General features: G+C 71.3%; 11 protein-coding genes. 8 read left to right on the top strand and 3 right to left on the bottom strand.

Annotated elements, in window-relative coordinates; genetic code table 11:
- Nucleotides 1-12: 12 nt before the first annotated feature.
- Nucleotides 13-840 (top strand): DUF3014 domain-containing protein, encoded by an 828-nt coding sequence (locus tag WQ53_RS04255; RefSeq protein ID WP_052633914.1) that lies wholly within the window; start codon nucleotides 13-15, stop codon nucleotides 838-840.
- 62 nt (nucleotides 841-902) lie between these two features.
- A complete protein-coding gene (locus tag WQ53_RS04250) occupies nucleotides 903-1,475 on the top strand; it encodes a DUF4166 domain-containing protein (RefSeq protein WP_052630733.1) in 573 nt (190 codons plus the stop codon).
- A 130-nt stretch (nucleotides 1,476-1,605) separates the two neighbouring features.
- On the opposite strand, the gene WQ53_RS04245 is transcribed toward WQ53_RS04250, so the two are convergent.
- A complete protein-coding gene (locus tag WQ53_RS04245; RefSeq protein WP_052630731.1) occupies nucleotides 1,606-1,881 on the bottom strand; it encodes a GIY-YIG nuclease family protein in 276 nt (91 codons plus the stop codon).
- Between the two features lie 158 nt (nucleotides 1,882-2,039).
- Here WQ53_RS04245 and clpB point away from each other — a divergent pair, with 158 nt between their 5' ends.
- Nucleotides 2,040-4,625 (top strand): ATP-dependent chaperone ClpB, encoded by a 2,586-nt coding sequence (gene clpB / locus WQ53_RS04240; protein ID WP_052630729.1) that lies wholly within the window; start codon nucleotides 2,040-2,042, stop codon nucleotides 4,623-4,625.
- 272 nt (nucleotides 4,626-4,897) lie between these two features.
- Here clpB and WQ53_RS04235 read toward each other — a convergent pair whose 3' ends face one another.
- Entirely contained in the window at nucleotides 4,898-5,464 is a 567-nt protein-coding gene (locus WQ53_RS04235) for a Dps family protein (RefSeq protein ID WP_052630727.1), read from the bottom strand.
- Nucleotides 5,465-5,562: 98 nt separating this feature from the next.
- On the opposite strand from WQ53_RS04235, the gene hrpA reads away from it, so the two are divergent.
- Nucleotides 5,563-9,756 carry an ATP-dependent RNA helicase HrpA gene (gene hrpA, locus WQ53_RS04230; protein WP_052630725.1) on the top strand — a complete coding sequence of 1,398 codons (4,194 nt, stop codon included), beginning with the start codon at nucleotides 5,563-5,565 and terminating at the stop codon, nucleotides 9,754-9,756.
- 117 nt (nucleotides 9,757-9,873) lie between these two features.
- Here the strand turns inward: hrpA and WQ53_RS04225 are convergent, their stop codons facing one another.
- Complete coding sequence (locus tag WQ53_RS04225) at nucleotides 9,874-10,497, bottom strand: hypothetical protein (RefSeq protein WP_052630723.1); 624 nt, start codon at nucleotides 10,495-10,497, stop codon at nucleotides 9,874-9,876.
- A 60-nt stretch (nucleotides 10,498-10,557) separates the two neighbouring features.
- On the opposite strand from WQ53_RS04225, the gene WQ53_RS04220 reads away from it, so the two are divergent.
- The 4 genes from WQ53_RS04220 (at nucleotide 10,558) to recG (ending at nucleotide 18,035) form a co-directional block, all read left to right on the top strand.
- Entirely contained in the window at nucleotides 10,558-12,729 is a 2,172-nt protein-coding gene (locus tag WQ53_RS04220; protein WP_052630721.1) for a RelA/SpoT family protein, read from the top strand.
- Nucleotides 12,730-13,134: 405 nt separating this feature from the next.
- Nucleotides 13,135-15,306 carry a RelA/SpoT family protein gene (locus WQ53_RS04215; RefSeq protein WP_052630718.1) on the top strand — a complete coding sequence of 724 codons (2,172 nt, stop codon included), beginning with the start codon at nucleotides 13,135-13,137 and terminating at the stop codon, nucleotides 15,304-15,306.
- Nucleotides 15,307-15,502: 196 nt separating this feature from the next.
- The gene (locus WQ53_RS04210) at nucleotides 15,503-15,883 is read left to right on the top strand and encodes a RidA family protein (RefSeq protein WP_052630716.1); all 381 of its coding nucleotides are present in this window, start codon (nucleotides 15,503-15,505) and stop codon (nucleotides 15,881-15,883) included.
- Between the two features lie 16 nt (nucleotides 15,884-15,899).
- Entirely contained in the window at nucleotides 15,900-18,035 is a 2,136-nt protein-coding gene (gene recG, locus WQ53_RS04205) for an ATP-dependent DNA helicase RecG (RefSeq protein ID WP_052630714.1), read from the top strand.
- Nucleotides 18,036-18,454 lie beyond the last annotated feature (419 nt).

The raw sequence follows: 18,454 nt of genomic DNA, 5'->3' as shown, positions 1-18,454 counted from the left end.
AAGGGAGTGGACATGCGATCGATAGCTTCGCGCTGGCCCTGGCTGCTGGTCGTCGTCGCCGTGGTGGCGGCCGGCTGGTGGCTGCTGCGACCGCGCACGAATGTGCCGGAAACGGGCGCCGGTCCGACTGCCGCGGCGCCGGCGCTGGAACGGCCGGCCTCGCCGGCGGATCCGGACGCAACGGCGATCCGCCATCCGCTCGACCCGCAGGACATGGCCGACCCGGCGCTCCCGACACTCGACGACAGCGACCCGGCGGCCTGGGCCGCGCTCGCGGAGCTGGCCGGCGACGCCTCGGTGCTCGACGTGCTGCTGCGCGACCACCTGATCCAGCGCCTAGTGACGATGATCGACAACCTGACCGAACGCCGCATCAACCAGCGCGCGCTGGCGATGCGCGCCTTGCCGGGCGAGTTCTCGGTCGAGGCCGACGCGATCGAGGACGACGCGGCCGACGGCGCTTCGCTGCGGATCGCCCAGGCCAATGCGCGGCGCTACGAGCCCTACGTCCGCGCCTTCGTGCAGGCCGATCCCGAGCGCCTGGCCGCGGCCTATCGCCGTTTCTACCCGCTGTTCCAGCAGGCCTATGCCGAACTGGGCCGGCCGGACGCCTACTTCAACGACCGCCTGGTCGAGGTGATCGACCACCTGCTGCAGGCGCCCGAACCGGCCGAGCCGCCCCGGGTGGTGCCGGGTGCGCACGGCAAGTTCCGCTTCGCCGATCCGGCCCTGGAGACGCTGTCGGTCGGGCAGAAGGCGCTGGTGCGGCTGGCGCCGGAGCAGCGGACCCAGGTCAAGCAGCAGCTGCGGGCGATCCGGCGCGCGCTGGCGCGCGGCTGAGCGGGGCCACGGCCGGCGCGCGGCGCCGTATGCTGTGTGCCCAGCCGCACCGCGCCGCCCGCATGGCTTCGATTCCCGTTTCCGCGACCGCCATCGAACCGACCGTGTTCCAGCAGGTGCTGCGGGCGCCGTTCTTCAACCTGCCCGACACGCTGCGCGCGCTGCATTCGATCCGCGGCCGCGGCGAATACGCCGGCCGTGTCACCGTCGAGCGCGGCACCAATCCGCTGGCGCGCCTGTTCGCGGCCGTCGCCGGACTGCCGCCGGCGATGGCCGACGCGCCGCTGCGGGTCGGGTTCGCCACCGATGCCAAGGGCGAGACCTGGCGCCGTGATTTCGGCGGCCACCCCATGGCCTCGCGGCTGAAATGCCGCAAGGGCCTGCTGATCGAGCGGCTGGGTCCGGTCCAGTTCCGTTTCCTGCTGCACACCGCCGACGGTGCGATCTACTGGAACGTGGCCGGCGTGCGCCTGCTGGGCCTGCTGCCGCTGCCGGTGGCGCTGTTCGGCCGGGTCCAGTGCCGCGAGCGCGAGCACGCCGGCCGCTACGAGTTCCGGGTCGAAGCGGCCTTGCCGCTGGCCGGGCCGGTGATCCGCTACGAGGGCTGGCTGCTGCCAGGGGATGCGGCGCGCTGATGCGCCGATGGGGCCTGCCTGGTCCGCCGTGAGGCTGTTGTAGGAGCCGGGTTCAGCCGGCGACCCGACGCCGCTGGCCCAGGCGACGCCTTCGTATTCCCGACGCCCGTGTCGCCAGCAAGCTGTGCTCCTACAGGGCATCCGGTGCGGCACCTTCCAGCAGGAAAGCCAGCTTGCGCTCCCGCGGCAGCCGCTTGATCGCCCATTCCGCGCGCGAGGCGGCGGCCCGGTCCGGATAGGCCCGGCTGCCGAGCAGGCGCACCGGTGGGTTGGCGCGGGTATAGCGCGCGCCGGTCCCGCGCAGGTGGGCCTGGAAGCGGGCCTCCAGGTCGTTGGTGATCCCGGCGTACCAGGCGCCGTTGCGGCACAGCAGCAGGTAGAGGTACCAGGGGCCGGAGACGGGCATGGCTGCGATTATCGGCCGATCCGGTATCCGGGTGGCCAGGGAGGCCGAACGGACGACAGGTCCTGACTGCCGGTCTCACCCGGCCTTGAAACACTCCGCCGCAACCTCATCTGGATACCATCGCCGGCACCGCCGGCCACTCCTTCGAGGGATCCCCGATGCGGATGGACAAGCTCACCTCGCGTTTCCAGCAGGCGCTGGCCGACGCGCAGTCGCTGGCCGTGGGCCGCGACCACCACCTGCTCGAACCGGCGCACGTGCTGACCGCGCTGCTGGAGCAGTCCGGCGGCAGCACCCGGCCGCTGCTGGCCCAGGCCGGAGTGAACGTGCCGCTGCTGCGCGAACGCCTGGGCGAGGCGCTGGAGAAGCTGCCCAAGGTCACCGGCCAGGCCGGCAACCTGTCGGTCGGCAACGACCTGACCCGCCTGCTCAACCTCACCGACAAGCTGGCCCAGCAGCACGGCGACCAGTTCATCGCCAGCGAGTGGTTCGTGCTGGCGGCGCTGGAGGACGGCGGCGCCGCTGGCCAGGCGCTGAAGGCGGCCGGGGCGAACAAACAGAAGCTGGAAGCAGCGATCGAGAAAATCCGCGGAGGCGAGACCGTGCAGTCCGAGAACGCAGAAGACCAGCGCCAGGCGCTGGAGAAGTACACCATCGACCTCACCGCGCGCGCCGAGTCGGGCAAGCTCGACCCGGTGATCGGCCGCGACGAGGAGATCCGCCGCACCATCCAGGTGCTGCAGCGCCGGACCAAGAACAACCCGGTGCTGATCGGCGAGCCGGGCGTGGGCAAGACTGCGATCGTCGAGGGCCTGGCCCAGCGCATCGTCAACGGCGAGGTGCCCGAGGGACTGCGCGGCAAGCGCGTGCTCTCGCTGGACATGGGCGCGCTGATCGCCGGCGCCAAGTTCCGCGGCGAGTTCGAGGAGCGGCTCAAGGGCGTGCTCAACGACCTGGCCAAGAACGAGGGCCAGATCATCCTGTTCATCGACGAGCTGCACACCATGGTCGGCGCCGGCAAGGCCGAGGGCGCGATGGACGCGGGCAACATGCTCAAGCCGGCGCTGGCCCGCGGCGAACTGCACTGCATCGGCGCCACCACCCTGGACGAGTACCGCCAGTACATCGAGAAGGACGCCGCGCTGGAGCGCCGCTTCCAGAAGGTGTACGTCGGCGAGCCCAGCGTGGAGGACACCATCGCCATCCTGCGCGGGCTCAAGGAGCGCTACGCGGTGCACCACGGCGTGGAGATCACCGACCCGGCGATCGTCGCCGCGGCCACCCTGTCCCACCGCTACATCAGCGACCGCCAGCTGCCGGACAAGGCCATCGACCTGATGGACGAGGCCGCCTCGCGCATCCGCATGGAGATCGACTCCAAGCCGGAGGAACTGGACCGCCTGGAGCGGCGGCTGATCCAGCTGAAGATCCAGCGCGAGATGCTGAAGAAGGAGAAGGACGAGGCGAGCAGGCAGCGCCTGGCCGACCTGGAATCGGACATCGACAAGCTCGAACGCGAGTTCTCCGACCTCGACGAGGTGTGGAAGTCGGAGAAGGCCGCGCTGCAGGGCGCCACCAGGATCAAGGAGCAGATCGAGCAGGCCCGGCTGGAGCTGGAGGCCGCACAGCGCCGCCAGGACTACGCGAAGATGAGCGAGATCCAGTACGGCACGCTGCCCGGGCTGGAGAAGCAGCTGGCCGCGGCGCAGGAGGTCGAGCAGAAGGAATTCAGGCTGGTCCAGGACCGGGTCACCGACGAGGAGATCGCCGAGGTGGTTTCGCGCTGGACCGGGATCCCGGTCAGCCGGATGCTGGAGGGCGAGCGCGAGAAGCTGCTGCGGATGGAGGGCGACCTGGGCCGGCGCGTGGTCGGCCAGGAGGAGGCGATCCGGGTGGTGTCCGACGCGGTGCGCCGCTCGCGTGCCGGCCTGTCCGACCCGAACCGGCCGATTGGCTCGTTCCTGTTCCTCGGTCCGACCGGCGTGGGCAAGACCGAGCTGTGCAAGGCGCTGGCCGAGTTCCTGTTCGACAGCTCCGATGCAATGGTGCGGATCGACATGAGCGAGTTCATGGAGAAGCACTCGGTGGCCCGCCTGATCGGCGCGCCTCCCGGCTACGTCGGCTACGAGGAGGGCGGCTACCTGACCGAGGCGGTGCGCCGCCGGCCGTACTCGCTGATCCTGCTCGACGAGGTCGAGAAGGCGCACCCGGACGTGTTCAACATCCTGCTGCAGGTGCTGGACGACGGCCGCCTGACCGACGGCCAGGGCCGCACAGTGGACTTCCGCAACACGGTCATCGTGATGACCTCCAACCTGGGCTCGCACCAGATCCAGGAACTGTCCGGCGACGGCAGTCCGGAGGCCTACACGCAGATGAAGGCGGCGGTGATGGGCGTGGTCCAGGCGCACTTCCGCCCGGAATTCATCAACCGGCTGGACGACATCGTCGTGTTCCACCCGCTGGACAAGCAGCAGATCAAGCAGATCGCGCGGATCCAGCTGCGCGGGCTGGAGAGACGGCTGGGCGAGCGCGGGCTGAAGCTGGAGCTGTCGGAGAAGGCGTTCGAGCTGCTGGGGAATGTGGGATTTGATCCGGTCTACGGCGCACGCCCGCTCAAGCGCGCGATCCAGGCCCAGATCGAGAATCCGCTGGCGCAGAAGATCCTGGCTGGCGAGTTCGGCAACGGCGACACGGTCAGGGTCGAGGCCGAGGGCGGGCAGCTGGCGTTCGCCAAGGGCTGAAGGTCGAAGCGCCGCGCCTTCTGTAGGAGCCGGGTTCAGCCGGCGACCCGACGCCGTCGAAATCACGATGGCGTCGCCTGTGTCGAGGGCGTCGGGTCAAAGGCTGAACCCGGCTCCTACAAGGATGAGGTCCAAACAAGGATGAGGTCCAAACAAGGATGAGGTCCAAACAAGGATGAGGTCCAAACAAGGATGAGGTCCAAAACGATCGCGGCCGCTCCTCGGGGAGGCGGCCGCGACCAGGATCCGGCGGGGGCAACGCGCCCTGGTACTCACTCCAGCAGCGAACGCAGCATCCAGGCGTACTTCTCATGGGTCTGCAGGCGCTGGGTCAGCAGGTCCACCGTCGGGTCGTCGCCGGCATCGTCGGCGGTCTTGAGCACGGCGCGCGCAGTGCGGCACACCGCCTCGTTGCCCGAAACCAGCTGCTGGACCATGCCCTTCCAGTCCGGCACGCCGTCGGCGCCCTGTTCCTCGCGGATCGAGGTCAGGCGGATGAACTCGGCGTAGGAGCCGGGGGTGTTGAAACCCAGCGCGCGGGTGCGCTCGGCGACCTCGTCCAGCGCGTTCCACTGCTCGGTGTACTGCTGCTCGAACATGTTGTGCAGCGAGTTGAACATCGGCCCGGTCACGTTCCAGTGGAAATTGTGGGTCTTCAGGTACAGGGTGAAGGCGTCGGACAGGTAGCGCGACAGGCCCTGGGCGATCTCCTTGCGGTCGCTGGCGCCGATGCCGATGTCGATCCGCGAGGAGGACGCCACCGGATTGAGGCCGCCGGACTTGGCCTTGGCTTTGGCCGGGGATGCGGTCTTCTTCTTGGCGGGCTTGCTCTTGGCCATGGTTCGCTCCTTGGGGTGGGTCCACAGGTCACAGGTGGGGCTGTCACAATAGACAGTAAACCCCGAAACGTTATGCAAAGTTTCACACGGCCCCATTGATGGAATCGATCCCCGCCGAACTGCGCAAGCCCCTCGAAGCCGGCCGGCGCGGGATAGACCAGGCGCTGAGCCGCGACCGCGGCCGCCTGCACGGGCTGTGGTCGCGGTGGCGCGGCAAACCCGCCGACGCGGCGCTGCGCGAGCGCTTCGAGCAGGCGTTGGCGGCGTCCGTGGCGGTCCGCCAGGCCCGCGCTGCGAACGTGCCGGCAGTGAGCGTCGATGCGGCGTTGCCGATCGCCGCCGAGGCCGAGCGCATCGTCGCCCTGATCCGCGAGCATCCGGTGGTGGTGGTGGCCGGCGAGACCGGTTCGGGCAAGACCACCCAGCTGCCCAAGCTGTGCCTGGCCGCCGGCCGCGGCGTCGCCGGCACGATCGGCTGCACCCAGCCGCGCCGCATCGCTGCCCGCGCGGTGGCCGCGCGCGTGGCCGAGGAACTGCGCACGCCGCTGGGTGGCACGGTCGGGTACCAGGTGCGCTTCACCGACAACGTCGGCGCGGACACCCGGATCAAGTTCATGACCGACGGCATCCTGCTGGCCGAGATCGCCTCGGACCGCTGGCTGTCGGCCTATGACACGCTCATCATCGACGAGGCGCACGAACGCAGCCTCAACATCGACTTCCTGCTTGGCTACCTCAAGCAGCTGCTGCGCAAGCGCCGCGACCTCAAGCTCATCGTCACCTCGGCCACGATCGACACCGCGCGCTTCTCGCGGCATTTCGACGACGCGCCGGTGGTCGAGGTGGCCGGCCGCACCTATCCGGTCGAAGTGCGCTACCGCCCACCGGGCGAAGAAATGGGGTCAGGTACATTTTCACCCGCGGCCGGTCGAGACAATGCGCGCGTAGCGGGGAAAAAGGAGTCTGACCCCATTTCGGCGATCACCGCCGCGGTCGACGAGATCGGCGCCGAGGACCCGCGCGGCGACGTGCTGGTGTTCCTGCCCGGCGAGCGCGAGATCCGCGACGCCCACCGCGCGCTGGAGAAGCGCCAGTACCGCTCGACCGAGGTTCTGCCGCTGTATGCGCGGCTGTCGGTGCGCGACCAGGATCGGGTGTTCAATCCGGGGCCGCAGCGGCGGATCGTGCTGGCCACCAACGTCGCCGAGACCTCGCTGACCGTGCCTCGGATCCGCTACGTGGTCGATCCGGGCGACGCGCGGATCAAGCGCTACAGTCCGCGTTCGAAGATCGACCGTTTGCACGTGGAGCCGATCAGCCAGGCCAGTGCCAACCAGCGCAAGGGCCGCTGCGGCCGCGTCGCCGAGGGCGTGTGCTACCGCCTCTACGCCGAGGCCGATTTCCTGTCGCGGCCGGAATTCACCGACCCGGAGATCCGGCGCTCCAGCCTGGCGGGCGTGATCCTGCGCATGCTGCACCTGGGGCTCGGGCGCATCGAGGACTTCCCGTTCCTGGAACCGCCCGACGAGCGCGCCATCGCCGACGGCTGGCAGCAACTGGTCGAGCTGGGCGCGATCGAGGAGGCCGGCGACGGACAGCGGCGCCTGACCGCCATCGGCCGGCAGATGGCGCGCCTGCCGGTGGACGTGAAGCTGGCACGCATGCTGGTCGCCGCGCAGGCGCACGGCTGCCTGCGCGCGATGCTGCCGATCGCCGCCTTCCTCGGCGTGCAGGACCCGCGCGAGCGCCCGCCGGAGGCGCGCGAGGCCGCCGACAACGCGCACGCGCAGTTCGCCGATCCGCGTTCGGAATTCGTCGGCATCCTGCGCCTGTGGCAGGCCTATGACGACGCCCATGGCGAACTGACCCAGTCCAAGCTGCGCGACTGGTGCGGCAGGCGCTTCCTGGGCTTCCTGCGCATGCGCGAGTGGCGCGAGCTGCACCGCCAGCTGAAGCTGCTGTGCGAGGAGCTGGGCTGGCGCGAGGAGGCGGTCGAGCAGGCAGTGCTGCCGTTGCTGGCCGGCGCGCCGGCGGCGGACGAGCGCGGCGGGGCGAACGCGCGCCCGACCCGCGGTGAACTGCACCGCGCCGCCCGCCTCGCGCGCGAAGGAGCAAAAAAGGGGTCAGAGTCATTTTCTCCCGACCCAGCTCAACCACCGCCGCCGGCCAGGAGAGAAAATGACTCTGACCCCTTTTTTGCTCCCCGCCAGCGTGCCGCGGCCTACCAGTCGTTGCACCGCGCGCTGATCGCCGGCCTGCCGACCCAGCTCGGCCACCGCACCGACAAGGGCGACTACCAGGCGCCGCGGCAGCGCCGTTTCCAGCTGTTCCCCGCCTCGCCGTTGGCGAGGAAGCCGCCGCCGTGGGTGCTGGTCGCCACCCTGCTGGACACGCAGAAGGTCTGGGGCCTGACCGCGGCGGCGATCGAGCCGGACTGGGTCATCGCCGAACTGCCGCACCTGCTGGCGCGCCGGCATTTCGATCCGCGCTGGTCGCGCGCACAGGGCACGGTCCTGGCCTCCGAGCAGGTCGGCCTGTTCGGGCTGGTGCTGGCGCCGAAGCGGCCGGTGCACTACGGGCGCATCGATCCGGGCGGGGCGCACGACCTGTTTGTGCGCCAGGCGCTGGTCGCCGGCGAGATCGACACCAAGGCTTCGTTCCTCGCCGACAACCTGAAGACGCTGGAACGGGTGCGCGAGGAGGAGGCCAAGCTGCGCCGCGCCGGCCTGGTCGCCGGCGACGACTGGCAGGCGCGCTGGTACCTGGACCGGATCCCGGGCGAGATCCATTCGGCCGCCGGCCTGGACGCCTGGTACCGGAAACTGCCGCGCGAGCAGGCGCAGGCGCTGCGCTGGTCGACTGCCGACCTGCTGCCCGGCGAGGGCGGGCAGGCCGACCTGTATCCGAAGTACTTCCCGCTGGGCGATGCGCGGCTGCCGCTGCACTACCGCTTCGAACCGGGCGCGGCCGACGACGGCGTCACCCTGGAGGTGCCGTTGCCGCTGCTCAACGCGCTCGACCCGGCGCGCCTGTCCTGGCTGGCGCCGGGCTTCGTCGCCGACAAGGCGGCCGGCCTGATCCGCACCCTGCCCAAGGCCATGCGCCGCAACTACGTGCCGGCGCCGGACTTCGGCCGTGCGTTCTTCGAGGCGTTCCCGCAGCCGTCGGCCGACGCCCTGGCCGGCGAACTGGCGCGCTTCCTCGCGCGCGCCACCGGGGTGCCGGTCTCCGCGCTGGATTTCGACGAGGCCGCGCTGGAGCCGCACCTGCGCATGAACCTGCGCCTGCGCGAGACGCCGGAGCGGGGCGGCAAGGTGCTGGCCGAGTCGCGCGACCTCGACGCGCTGCGCGCGCAGTTCGGCGAGCGCGCCGGCCGCGCCTTCGCCGACCGCGCGCGCCGCGCGCTCGGCGACGGGCAGGCGCCGCTGCGCGACTTCCCCGCCGATCCGATTCCCGAGCAGGTCGCCGGCGAGGCGGGGGTGCCGGGCTGGCCGGCGCTGGTGGACGAGGGCGAGCACGCGGTGCTGCGCGTGTTCGCCGACCGCGCGCAGGCGCGGCAGGCGCACCCGCGCGGCGTGGAGCGGCTGCTGCGCATCGCCCTGGCCGAGCGGGCGCGGCAGGCGCGCAAGCAGCTGCCGATGTCGCCGAAGCTGGGGCTGCTGTACGCGGCGATCGAACAGTTCGGCACCGGCCCGGACGCCAAGGCGAGGGAGAAGGAGCAGCTGCGCGCCGACCTGGTCGAGGCCGCCCTGAACGCGGTCCTGGCCGATGGCCTGGAATCGATCCGCGACGCTGCGGCCTTCCGCCAGCGCGCCGACGCCGCCGGCCGCCAGCTGTTCGGCGAGGCGATGGCGCGGCTGCAACTGGCCGAGCAGATCCTCGCCGCCGTCGCCGAACTGAAGCCGAAGCTGGAGGCGCCGCTGAAGGGCTGGGCCGGCGCCAACCTCGACGACCTGCGCGGCCAGCTTGCCGGGCTGGTGCATCCCGGCTTCCTGCGCCATACCCCGGCCGAGGCGCTGGCGCAGTTCCCGCGCTGGCTCAGGGCCATGTCGCTGCGCGCCGAGCGCGCGCTGCGCGACCCGGCGCGCGACCAGGCGCGGATGCTGGAGCTCAAGCCCTTCGCCGACGCGCTGGCGATCGCCCGTGCGCGCGGTGAAGCCGACGCGCCCGAGTGGCAGGCGCTGCGCTGGGACCTGGAGGAACTGCGCGTGTCGCTGTTCGCGCAGGAACTGGGCGTCCGCGGCGGCGTCTCGCCGAAGAAGCTCGCCCAGCGCCTGGCGGCGCTGGCGTAGGTGCCGGGCCGGCCGGCGACACGGGCATCGGGATGATGGATGGCCCCGAGTGCCGGCGTGGCGCGTCGCAGCAGCCGCAACGGAGAACCGCCGCGCCGCCGCCGTGATCCACGGCGACTACTTGATCCGTCGCACCTTGGCCGGCGTGTTGTAGCCGTCGATGCGCAGGAACCAGACGTTGAGCAGCCCGGGCTTGATCGTGACCGCCGGGTCGGTCCGCTTCACGCCCTCCAGCCGCGCCGGTTCCACCTGCTCCCAGACCTGGCCGTTGGCCAGCGTGTAGCGGTTGCCCTTGGCGAAGCCGCGGAACTCGCCGACCAGGGTGCTCTTGATCGGTTCGTCCGAGCCGAAGTCGAAGAACCCGCGGTTCGTTTCCTTCACTTCCTTCCGGCCTTCCTCGCGCGCTTCCTCGCGGATGCGTTCGATCTCGGCGGCGCTCAGGGCGGCCGCGCCGGCGGCGACGGCCGCATCCGCCGGCAGCGGCGCGGCGGCGGGCGCGGGTGTCGTGGCAGGCGATGCCGTGCCGGCCACGCCGGACTGCTGCCGCTGGACCCAGTCGTGCAGCGCCGCCAGTTCTTCCGCGCTGAGCTTGTGCAGTCCGGCGGCCTTGAATTCCTCCGGCGTCATCTGCTGTTCCATCGCCGTGCGGCCGGACGACTGCGCGACGGCGGCGGGGGCAAAGGTGGCCACGGCGAGCGCCAGCAGCAGGACGGAGCATAACGGCGACAGGCGACGTTGCATGCTTGTTCCTCCGGTGTGTTGGCCGCTAGTGTAGTCGCAACCCCACGCGCCGGAACGGCCTTGTCGCGCTCTGCCATCGACGGTCTGCATGCCTTGCTGCAGGGTCCGGCCACGGACCTGCTGTCGGGCGCATTGCGCGCGACCCTGCTGCAGGCCTGGGACGCCGAGGGTGCCGATCACGCGCAGCGTGCGCCCTGGCCGGTGATCGCCGACACCCTGCACGCGCTGGCCCTGCTGGACGCCGACGAGCCCGCGCTCGCCGCCGCGCTGCTGTTCGACCTGCCCGGCCTGCGCGCGGCCGCCGCCCAGGCCGTGGCGGCGGCGCATCCGGCGGTGGCCGGCCTGCTCGAGGGCCAGGACGCGGCCGACCAGGTCTGGGCCCTGCACGCCGGGCGCGAGGCCGGGCGCAACGGCGAGGGCCTGCGCCGGCTGCTGCTGGCGATCATCCAGGACCTGCGGGTGGTGCCGATCCTGCTGGCGCGGCAGCTGGCGCGCATGCGCGTCGCCGACCGCCTGCCCGAGGCCGAACGCCGCGCGCTGGCCCAGCTCACCCGCGACATCCACGCGCCGCTGGCCAACCGCCTGGGCATCTGGCAGCTGAAGTGGGAGCTGGAGGACCTGGCGTTCCGCTTCCTCGAGCCGGACACCTACCGCCACCTGACCCGCGAACTGGACGAAACTCGCTCCGGCCGCGAGCGCTACATCAGGGCGGTGAAGGCGCAGCTGGGCAAGGTGCTGGCCACGCACGGGATCGCATCCGAGATCAGCGGCCGGCCCAAGCACATCTACAGCATCTGGCGGAAGATGCAGAAGAAGCACCTGCCGCTGGACAAGCTCTACGACCTGCGCGCGGTGCGGGTGATGGTCGACGACGTCGCCGCCTGCTACGCCGCGCTGGGCGTGGTCCACGCGCTGTGGGCACCGGTGCCGGGCGAGTTCGACGACTACATCGCCCGGCCCAAGCCCAACGGCTACAGCTCGCTGCACACCGCGGTGGTCGGGCCGGAGGGGCGCACGTTGGAGGTGCAGATCCGCACCCGCGAGATGCACGAGCAGGCCGAACTCGGCGTGGCCGCGCACTGGCGCTACAAGGAGACCGGCGGCAGCGCCGCCGGCAAGGGCGCCGGGCGCGCGTTCGAGCGCAAGATCGCCTGGATGCGGCAGCTGCTGGAGCAGGCCGGCGACGGCCGCGACGAGGGCCTGGCCGGAGCGCTGGATGCCGAACTGGTCGAGGAGCGCGTCTACGCGCTGACCCCGAAGGGCGAGGTGATCGACCTGCCGCAGGGCGCCACCCCGCTGGACTTCGCCTACCACGTGCACACCATGGTCGGGCACCGCTACCGCGGAGCCAAGGTCAACGGCCGGATCGTGCCGCTGGGCCACCGCCTGCGCAGCGGCGACCGGGTCGAGATCATGACCGGCAAGGAACCGGACCCGCGCCGCGACTGGCTGCTGCCGGCCAACGGCTACCTGGCCAGCGGCCGCTCGCGCGACAAGGTGCGCGCCTGGTTCCACAAGCTGGACCGCTCGCGCAACGTCCAGGCCGGGCGCGAGATGCTCGAGCGCGAGCTCAAGCGGCTGGGACTGCACCATGCCGACCTGGTGCCGGTGGCGAAGAAGTTCCATGCCGAGAGCGTGGACGACCTGTACATCCAGGTGGCGCTGGGCGACGTCGGCCCGCACCAGGTCGGCCGCTCGCTGCACGAACTGGAGCGTGCCGCCGCGCCGCAGCCGGCCGCGGCGCAGGCCGCGCGCCCGGTACCGCGCCAGGCGCGGAAGAAGAAAGCCGACGCCGGCTTCACCGTGCAGGGCGTGGGCAACCTGCTGGTGCAGCTGGCGCGCTGCTGCCAGCCGGTGCCGGGCGAGCCGATCGCCGGCTACCTGACCCGCGCCCGTGGCGTCACCGTGCACCGCGCCGACTGTGCCGCGTTCGCGCGCCTGGCGGCGGCCCAGCCGCAGCGGGTGCTGCCGGTGGAGTGGGGCGCGGCCGGCGGCGGCTACGAGGTCGACGTGGCGGTCAGCGGGGTGGACCGCAAGTGGCTGCTGAAGGACGTGACCACGCTGATCGCCCAGGAGGACGCGCACGTGGCCGACATCCGCAGCGACGTGCGCGCCGACGGCCGGGTCCAACTGCGCATGCGCCTGCGCGTGGCCGACTACGGCCAGCTGTCGACCCTGCTCGGCAAGCTGGACGCGCTGCCCGGGGTGGAGCGCGCGCAGCGCCTGGGCTGACCAGCCATCGGCCAGCCGCTGTTTGCAGGAGCCGGGCTTGCCCGCGACGCGACGCCATCGGCCCAGGCGTCGCCTTCAAGACTTCCGACGTTCCACGCCCTAATGGGGTCAGGTTCATTTTTCCCAGGAAAAATGAACCTGACCCCATTAGGGCGCTCCCATGTTTCCGACGACCGTATCGCCGGCTTCCCAAAAAGGCGATCGCCCCGCCGTTGTAGGAGCCGGGTTCAGCCGGCGACCCGACGCCGCCGGTCCAGCAGCGCCCCCGTGGTTCCGATACCCGCGCAGCGCGGGGCTCCCACAGCCACTACGGAACGGCCGGCAGGCATCGATCGTGATCACGGTAGCGCCAGGTGGCGAGCCTTCAGGTTTGCCGCCGACAGGGCGCTGGCATAGTCTTTCTCCATGAACCCAGGCCATTCCGCCCAGGCAGTCGCCACCGCCTCGCCGCCCGCCGGCGACGCGGTGCCGGACTACGTCCTCGAACTGGAGCGGGCCGCCTCCTACCTGCCGCGTGAACAGCTGCCGCTGTTGCGCGAGGCCTGGCGCGTCGGCGCCGCCGCCCACGCCGGGCAGACCCGCAAATCGGGCGAGCCCTACATCACCCATCCGGTGGCGGTGGCAGGCGTACTGGCCGAGCTCGGCCTGGACGTGGAGACGCTGATCGCGGCGATCCTGCACGACACCATCGAGGACACCCCGCTGCGCCGCGAGGAGATCGCCGGCCAGTTCGGCGAGGACGTGGCCGAGCTGGTCGACGGCGTCACCAAGCTGGACAAGCTCAAGTTCCGCGACCGCCAGGAGGCGGCCGCCGAGAGCTTCCGCAAGATGCTGCTGGCCATGTCGCGCGACCTGCGCGTGATCATGATCAAGCTGGCCGACCGCCTGCACAACATGCGCACCCTGGGCGCGCAGAGCGCCGAGGCGCGCACCCGCATCGCCCGCGAGACGCTGGAGATCTACGCGCCGATCGCCCAGCGCCTGGGCATGAGCCTGGTCAAGTCCGAGTTGCAGAACCTGGGCTTCCGCGCGCTGCACCCGTGGCGCCACGCGATCATCGAGAAGCACATCCGCAGCCAGCCGGTGGTGCGGCGCGAGTCGATGGCCCAGGTCGAGGTGCAGTTGTCGCAGGGCCTGGCCCGCGAGGGGCTCGAGCACCGCCTGGTCAGCCGGATCAAGACCCCGTGGAGCATCTACAACAAGATGCTGGCCGAGGGCAAAAGCTTCGACCAGGTGATGGACGTGTTCGGCTTCCGCGTGGTCGTGCGCAGCGTGCCGGACTGTTACCACGGCCTGGGTGCGGTGCACGCGCAGTTCAAGCCGCTGGACGGGCGCTTCCGCGACTTCATCGCCATCCCCAAGGCCAACGGCTACCAGTCGCTGCACACGGTGCTGTTCGGCCCCTACGGCTCGCCGATCGAGGTCCAGATCCGCACCGAGGAGATGGACCTGATCGCCGAGCGCGGCATCGCCGCGCACTGGACCTACAAGCACGGCGGCGAAGGCCCCAACAGTGCGCAGAGCCGCGCCCACGCCTGGATCGTGGAGCTGATCGAGTCGCAGCGCGCGGCCGGTTCTTCGCTGGAGTTCCTGGAGAACGTCAAGGTCGACCTGTTCCCGGACGAGGTCTACCTGTTCACACCCAAGGGCCGGATCCTGGCCCTGCCGCGCAACTCCACCGCGCTGGACTTCGCCTACGCGGTGCACACCGACGTCGGCAACCAGGCCGTGGCCGCACGCGTGGACAAGAAACTGGTGCCGCTGCGGACCAAGCTGTCGAGCGGGCAGACGGTGGAGATCATCGCCGCCAAGTCGGCCGCTCCCAAGCCGCAGTGGCTGGAGTTCGTGGTCACCAGCAAGGCGCGCACCGCGATCCGCCACCAGCTCAAGCAGCTCGAGCACGAGGACGCGGTGCAGCTGGGCCACCGCATGCTGGACCGCGCGCTGGAGGCGATGGGCAGTTCGCTGGAGAAGCTGCCGGCGCGGCGCCTGGAGTCGTTCCTGGCCGAGCACCGCTTCCCGCGGCTGGAGTCGTTCCTGGCCGACGTGGCGCTGGGCAACTGGATGCCCAGCCAGGCCGCGCAGGCGCTGATGGCCTACGCCGAACTGCGCGGCGGCGGCCATTCCAAGCATTCCCAGGAGAAGATCCTGATCAACGGCACCGAGGGCGGGGTGGTCAGCTTCGCCAACTGCTGCCAGCCGATTCCCGGCGACGAGATCATGGGCTACCACACCGCCGGCAAGGGCGTGGTGGTGCACCGCATGGATTGCCCGAACCTGGCCGAGTTCCGCAAGTCGCCCGAGCGCTGGGTGCCGATCGACTGGGATCCGAACGTCACCGGCGACTACGACGCCTCGCTGATCGTCGACGTGGAGAACCATACCGGCGTGCTGGCGCAGCTGGCCGCGGCGGTGGCGCAGAGCCAGTCCAACATCGAACGGGTCGACTACCTGGACCGCGACGTGAACGCCGCGCAGCTGCGCTTCGCCATCCAGGTCCGCGACCGCAACCACCTGGCCGAGGTGATCCGCCGCCTGCGCCGGCTCAATGTCGTGCAGGGCGTGCGCCGGCAGTAGCGCGCTGCGGATGGTGCCCGGAAGTCGATGCCTGGCTTGCGCCTTTCCCCCCTCCCTTTCGTACGCAGTGCGACGGGGAGGGCCGGGGAGGGTGCTCTTGCTCAGCACCGCCACACCGATGCGACGCCACCACCCGGCCGCCGCAGCCGAACGACGCTAAAATCCCGCTCCAGCCTCCCGCTTCCCGGAACCACTCATGGCCCAGATCATCCAGACCGAACATGCCCCCGCCGCCATCGGCCCCTATTCCCAGGCCGTGCGCAGCGGCAACACCGTGTACTTCTCCGGGCAGATACCGCTGGTGCCGGCCACCGGCGAGGTGGTCGAGGGCGACATCAGCGCGCAGGCACGGCAGGTGTTCGACAACCTCAGGGCGGTGGCCGAGGCCGCCGGCGGCTCGCTGGACCGGATCGTGCGCCTGGGCCTGTACCTGACCGACCTGTCGCAGTTCGCCGCGGTCAACGCAGTGATGCAGGAATATTTCTCCGCGCCGTTCCCGGCGCGCTCGACCATCGGCGTCTCCGCGCTGCCCAAGGGCGTGGCGTTCGAGGCCGATGCGGTGATGGTGCTCGACTGATCCGGCTGGCGCGCGCGTGAGGGCGACCCGGCAGGCCGCGCCCGCACTGGCCGGTGGCGCCACGCCGGTGTCGGCGCTGCGCGGCGTCGGCGCCAGCGTTGCCGAGAAGCTGGCCGCGCGCGGCCTGGCCACGGTCCAGGACCTGTGGCTGCACCTGCCGCTGCGCTACGAGGACCGCACCCGGCTGACCCCGATCCGCGACCTGCGCGCGGGCATGCCGGCGCAGGTAGAGGGCACGGTCGAAGCGGTCGAGCGCGGTTTCCGCTACCGGCCGGTGCTCCGCGTCGCCGTCGGCGACGGCTCGCGCGCCACGCTGGTGCTGCGCTTCTTCCATTTCCGCGCCGCGCAGGTGGCGCAGTTCCGGCCCGGCGTGCGCCTGCGCTGCTTCGGCACGCCGCGTCCCGGCCAGCACGGGCTGGAGATCGTGCATCCCAACTACCGGGTGCTGGGCGAGGACGAGGCGGCGGCGCTGGGCGATTCGCTCGATCCGGTCTATCCGGCGATCGAGGGCGTGGGCCCGGCGACGCTGCGGCGGCTGATCGGGCAGGCGCTGGACCTGCTGCCCGACGCGGCTGCGCTGGAGCTGTTGCCGGCGTCGTTGCCGGGCCTCGCCGGCCTGCCGGGCCTGCGCGAGTCGCTGCTGGCCCTGCACCGGCCACCGCCCGACGCCGACCTGGCTGCGCTGGCCGCCGGCACCCACCCGGCGCAGCGTCGCCTGGCGCTGGAGGAACTGCTGGCCCACCACCTGAGCCTGCGCCGGCAGCGGCTGGCGCAGCAGCAACTCAGCGCGCGTGCGCTCGATGGACCCGGCAAGCTGGCGCGACGGCTGCAGCAGGGCCTTCCGTTCAAGCTCACCGGTGCCCAGCAGCGCGTATTCGCGCAGGTCCGCGCCGACCTGGCCCTGCCCGTGCCGATGCAGCGGCTGGTGCAGGGCGACGTCGGTTCCGGCAAGACCGTGGTCGCCGCGCTGGCGGCGACCCTGGCGGTGGAACGCGGCTGCCAGGTTGCGCTGGCCGCGCCGACCGAACTGCTGGCCGAGCAGCACCTGGCCAACCTGCGCACGTGGCTGGAGCCGCTGGGCATCCGCGTGGCCTGGCTGGCTGGCAAGGTCACCGGCAAGGCGCGCGCGGCGGCGCTGGCGGAGGTGGCCTCCGGCACGGCCCAGGTCGTGGTCGGCACCCATGCGCTGATGCAGGAGGGCGTGGCCTTCCACGACCTGGCCCTGGTGATCGTCGACGAGCAGCACCGCTTCGGCGTGCAGCAGCGCCTGGCGCTGCGCGACAAGGGACCCGCGCACGGCCACGTGCCGCACCAGCTGGTGATGACCGCCACGCCGATCCCGCGCACCCTGGCGATGACCGCCTATGCCGACCTGGACGTGTCGGCGATCGACGAGCTGCCGCCGGGACGCACGCCGGTGCAGACCGTGGCGGTGAGCGCCGAGCGCCGGCCCGAACTGGTCGAGCGCATCCGTGCCGCCTGTGCGGAGAGTCGGCAGGCGTACTGGGTATGCACCCTGATCGAGGAGCAGGAGGACGACGGCAAGCCGGGGCAGGGCATGCGCCTGCAGGCACAGGCGGCCGAACGCACCTTCGAGCAGCTCTCGCAGCAGTTGCCCGGGGTGCGCGTGGGCCTGGTCCACGGCCGGATGAAGGCGTCCGAGAAGCAGGCGACCATGCGTGCGTTCAAGGACGGTGCGCTCGGCCTGCTGGTCGCCACCACGGTGATCGAGGTCGGGGTGGACGTGCCCAACGCGTCGCTGATGATCGTGGAGAACGCCGAGCGCCTGGGCCTGGCGCAGCTGCACCAGCTGCGCGGGCGCGTCGGCCGCGGCGCGGCGGCGTCCAGCTGCGTGCTGCTGTACCAGCCGCCGCTGTCGCAGATGGCGCGGCAGCGGCTGGAGGTATTGCGCCAGACCAACGACGGTTTCGTCATCGCCGAGAAGGACCTGGAGTTGCGCGGCCCGGGCGAGCTGCTCGGTACCCGCCAGACCGGCCTGGCCGCGTTCCGCATCGCCGACCTGGCGCGCGACGCGGGCCTTCTGCCGCAGGTGCACGCGGCGGCCGACCGGCTGCTGGCGCAGGCGCCAGAACTGGCCGACCGGGTGGTCGCGCGCTGGGTCGGCGGCGCAACGCGTTACGCGGCGGCCTGACAGTTTTCCCACAACCAGGCGCGTAGAGCTTCCCGGCAACCGCAAGTCCCGCAAGCCTGCGATGGCAACGGCAACGGCAACCGCAACCGCAACCGCAACCGCAACCGCAACTGCAACTGCAACCGCCAAAGCGCCGGATGTGGTTGGCTTCGTGCTGAGCCGCGGCAGGCCGGGAGTATTGCGGTCGTCTCGGCGGCACATCCGTGTGCCGACTCGCCGACGCGGCCATCCCTGGCCGCTGCCGCAATACTCCCGGCCCGCCACGTCTCCGGGAGCTTTGGCGTCGTGGCTCCGTTCGCAGCCGACAGCCGCAAGCCTGGGCTTTTGTAGGAGCGGGCATGACCGCGACGCGACGCCGTCGGCCCAGGCGACGCCCTCGTGATTCCGACGCCCGTGTCGCGGTCATGCCCGCTCCTACA

Origin of the sequence: Pseudoxanthomonas suwonensis, from assembly GCF_000972865.1 — a bacterium.
GTDB classification, from domain to species: Bacteria; Pseudomonadota; Gammaproteobacteria; order Xanthomonadales; family Xanthomonadaceae; genus Pseudoxanthomonas; species Pseudoxanthomonas suwonensis_B.
Note: the sequence above shows the minus strand (reverse complement) of the source record. Positions and strands in the feature narration are given on the sequence as shown.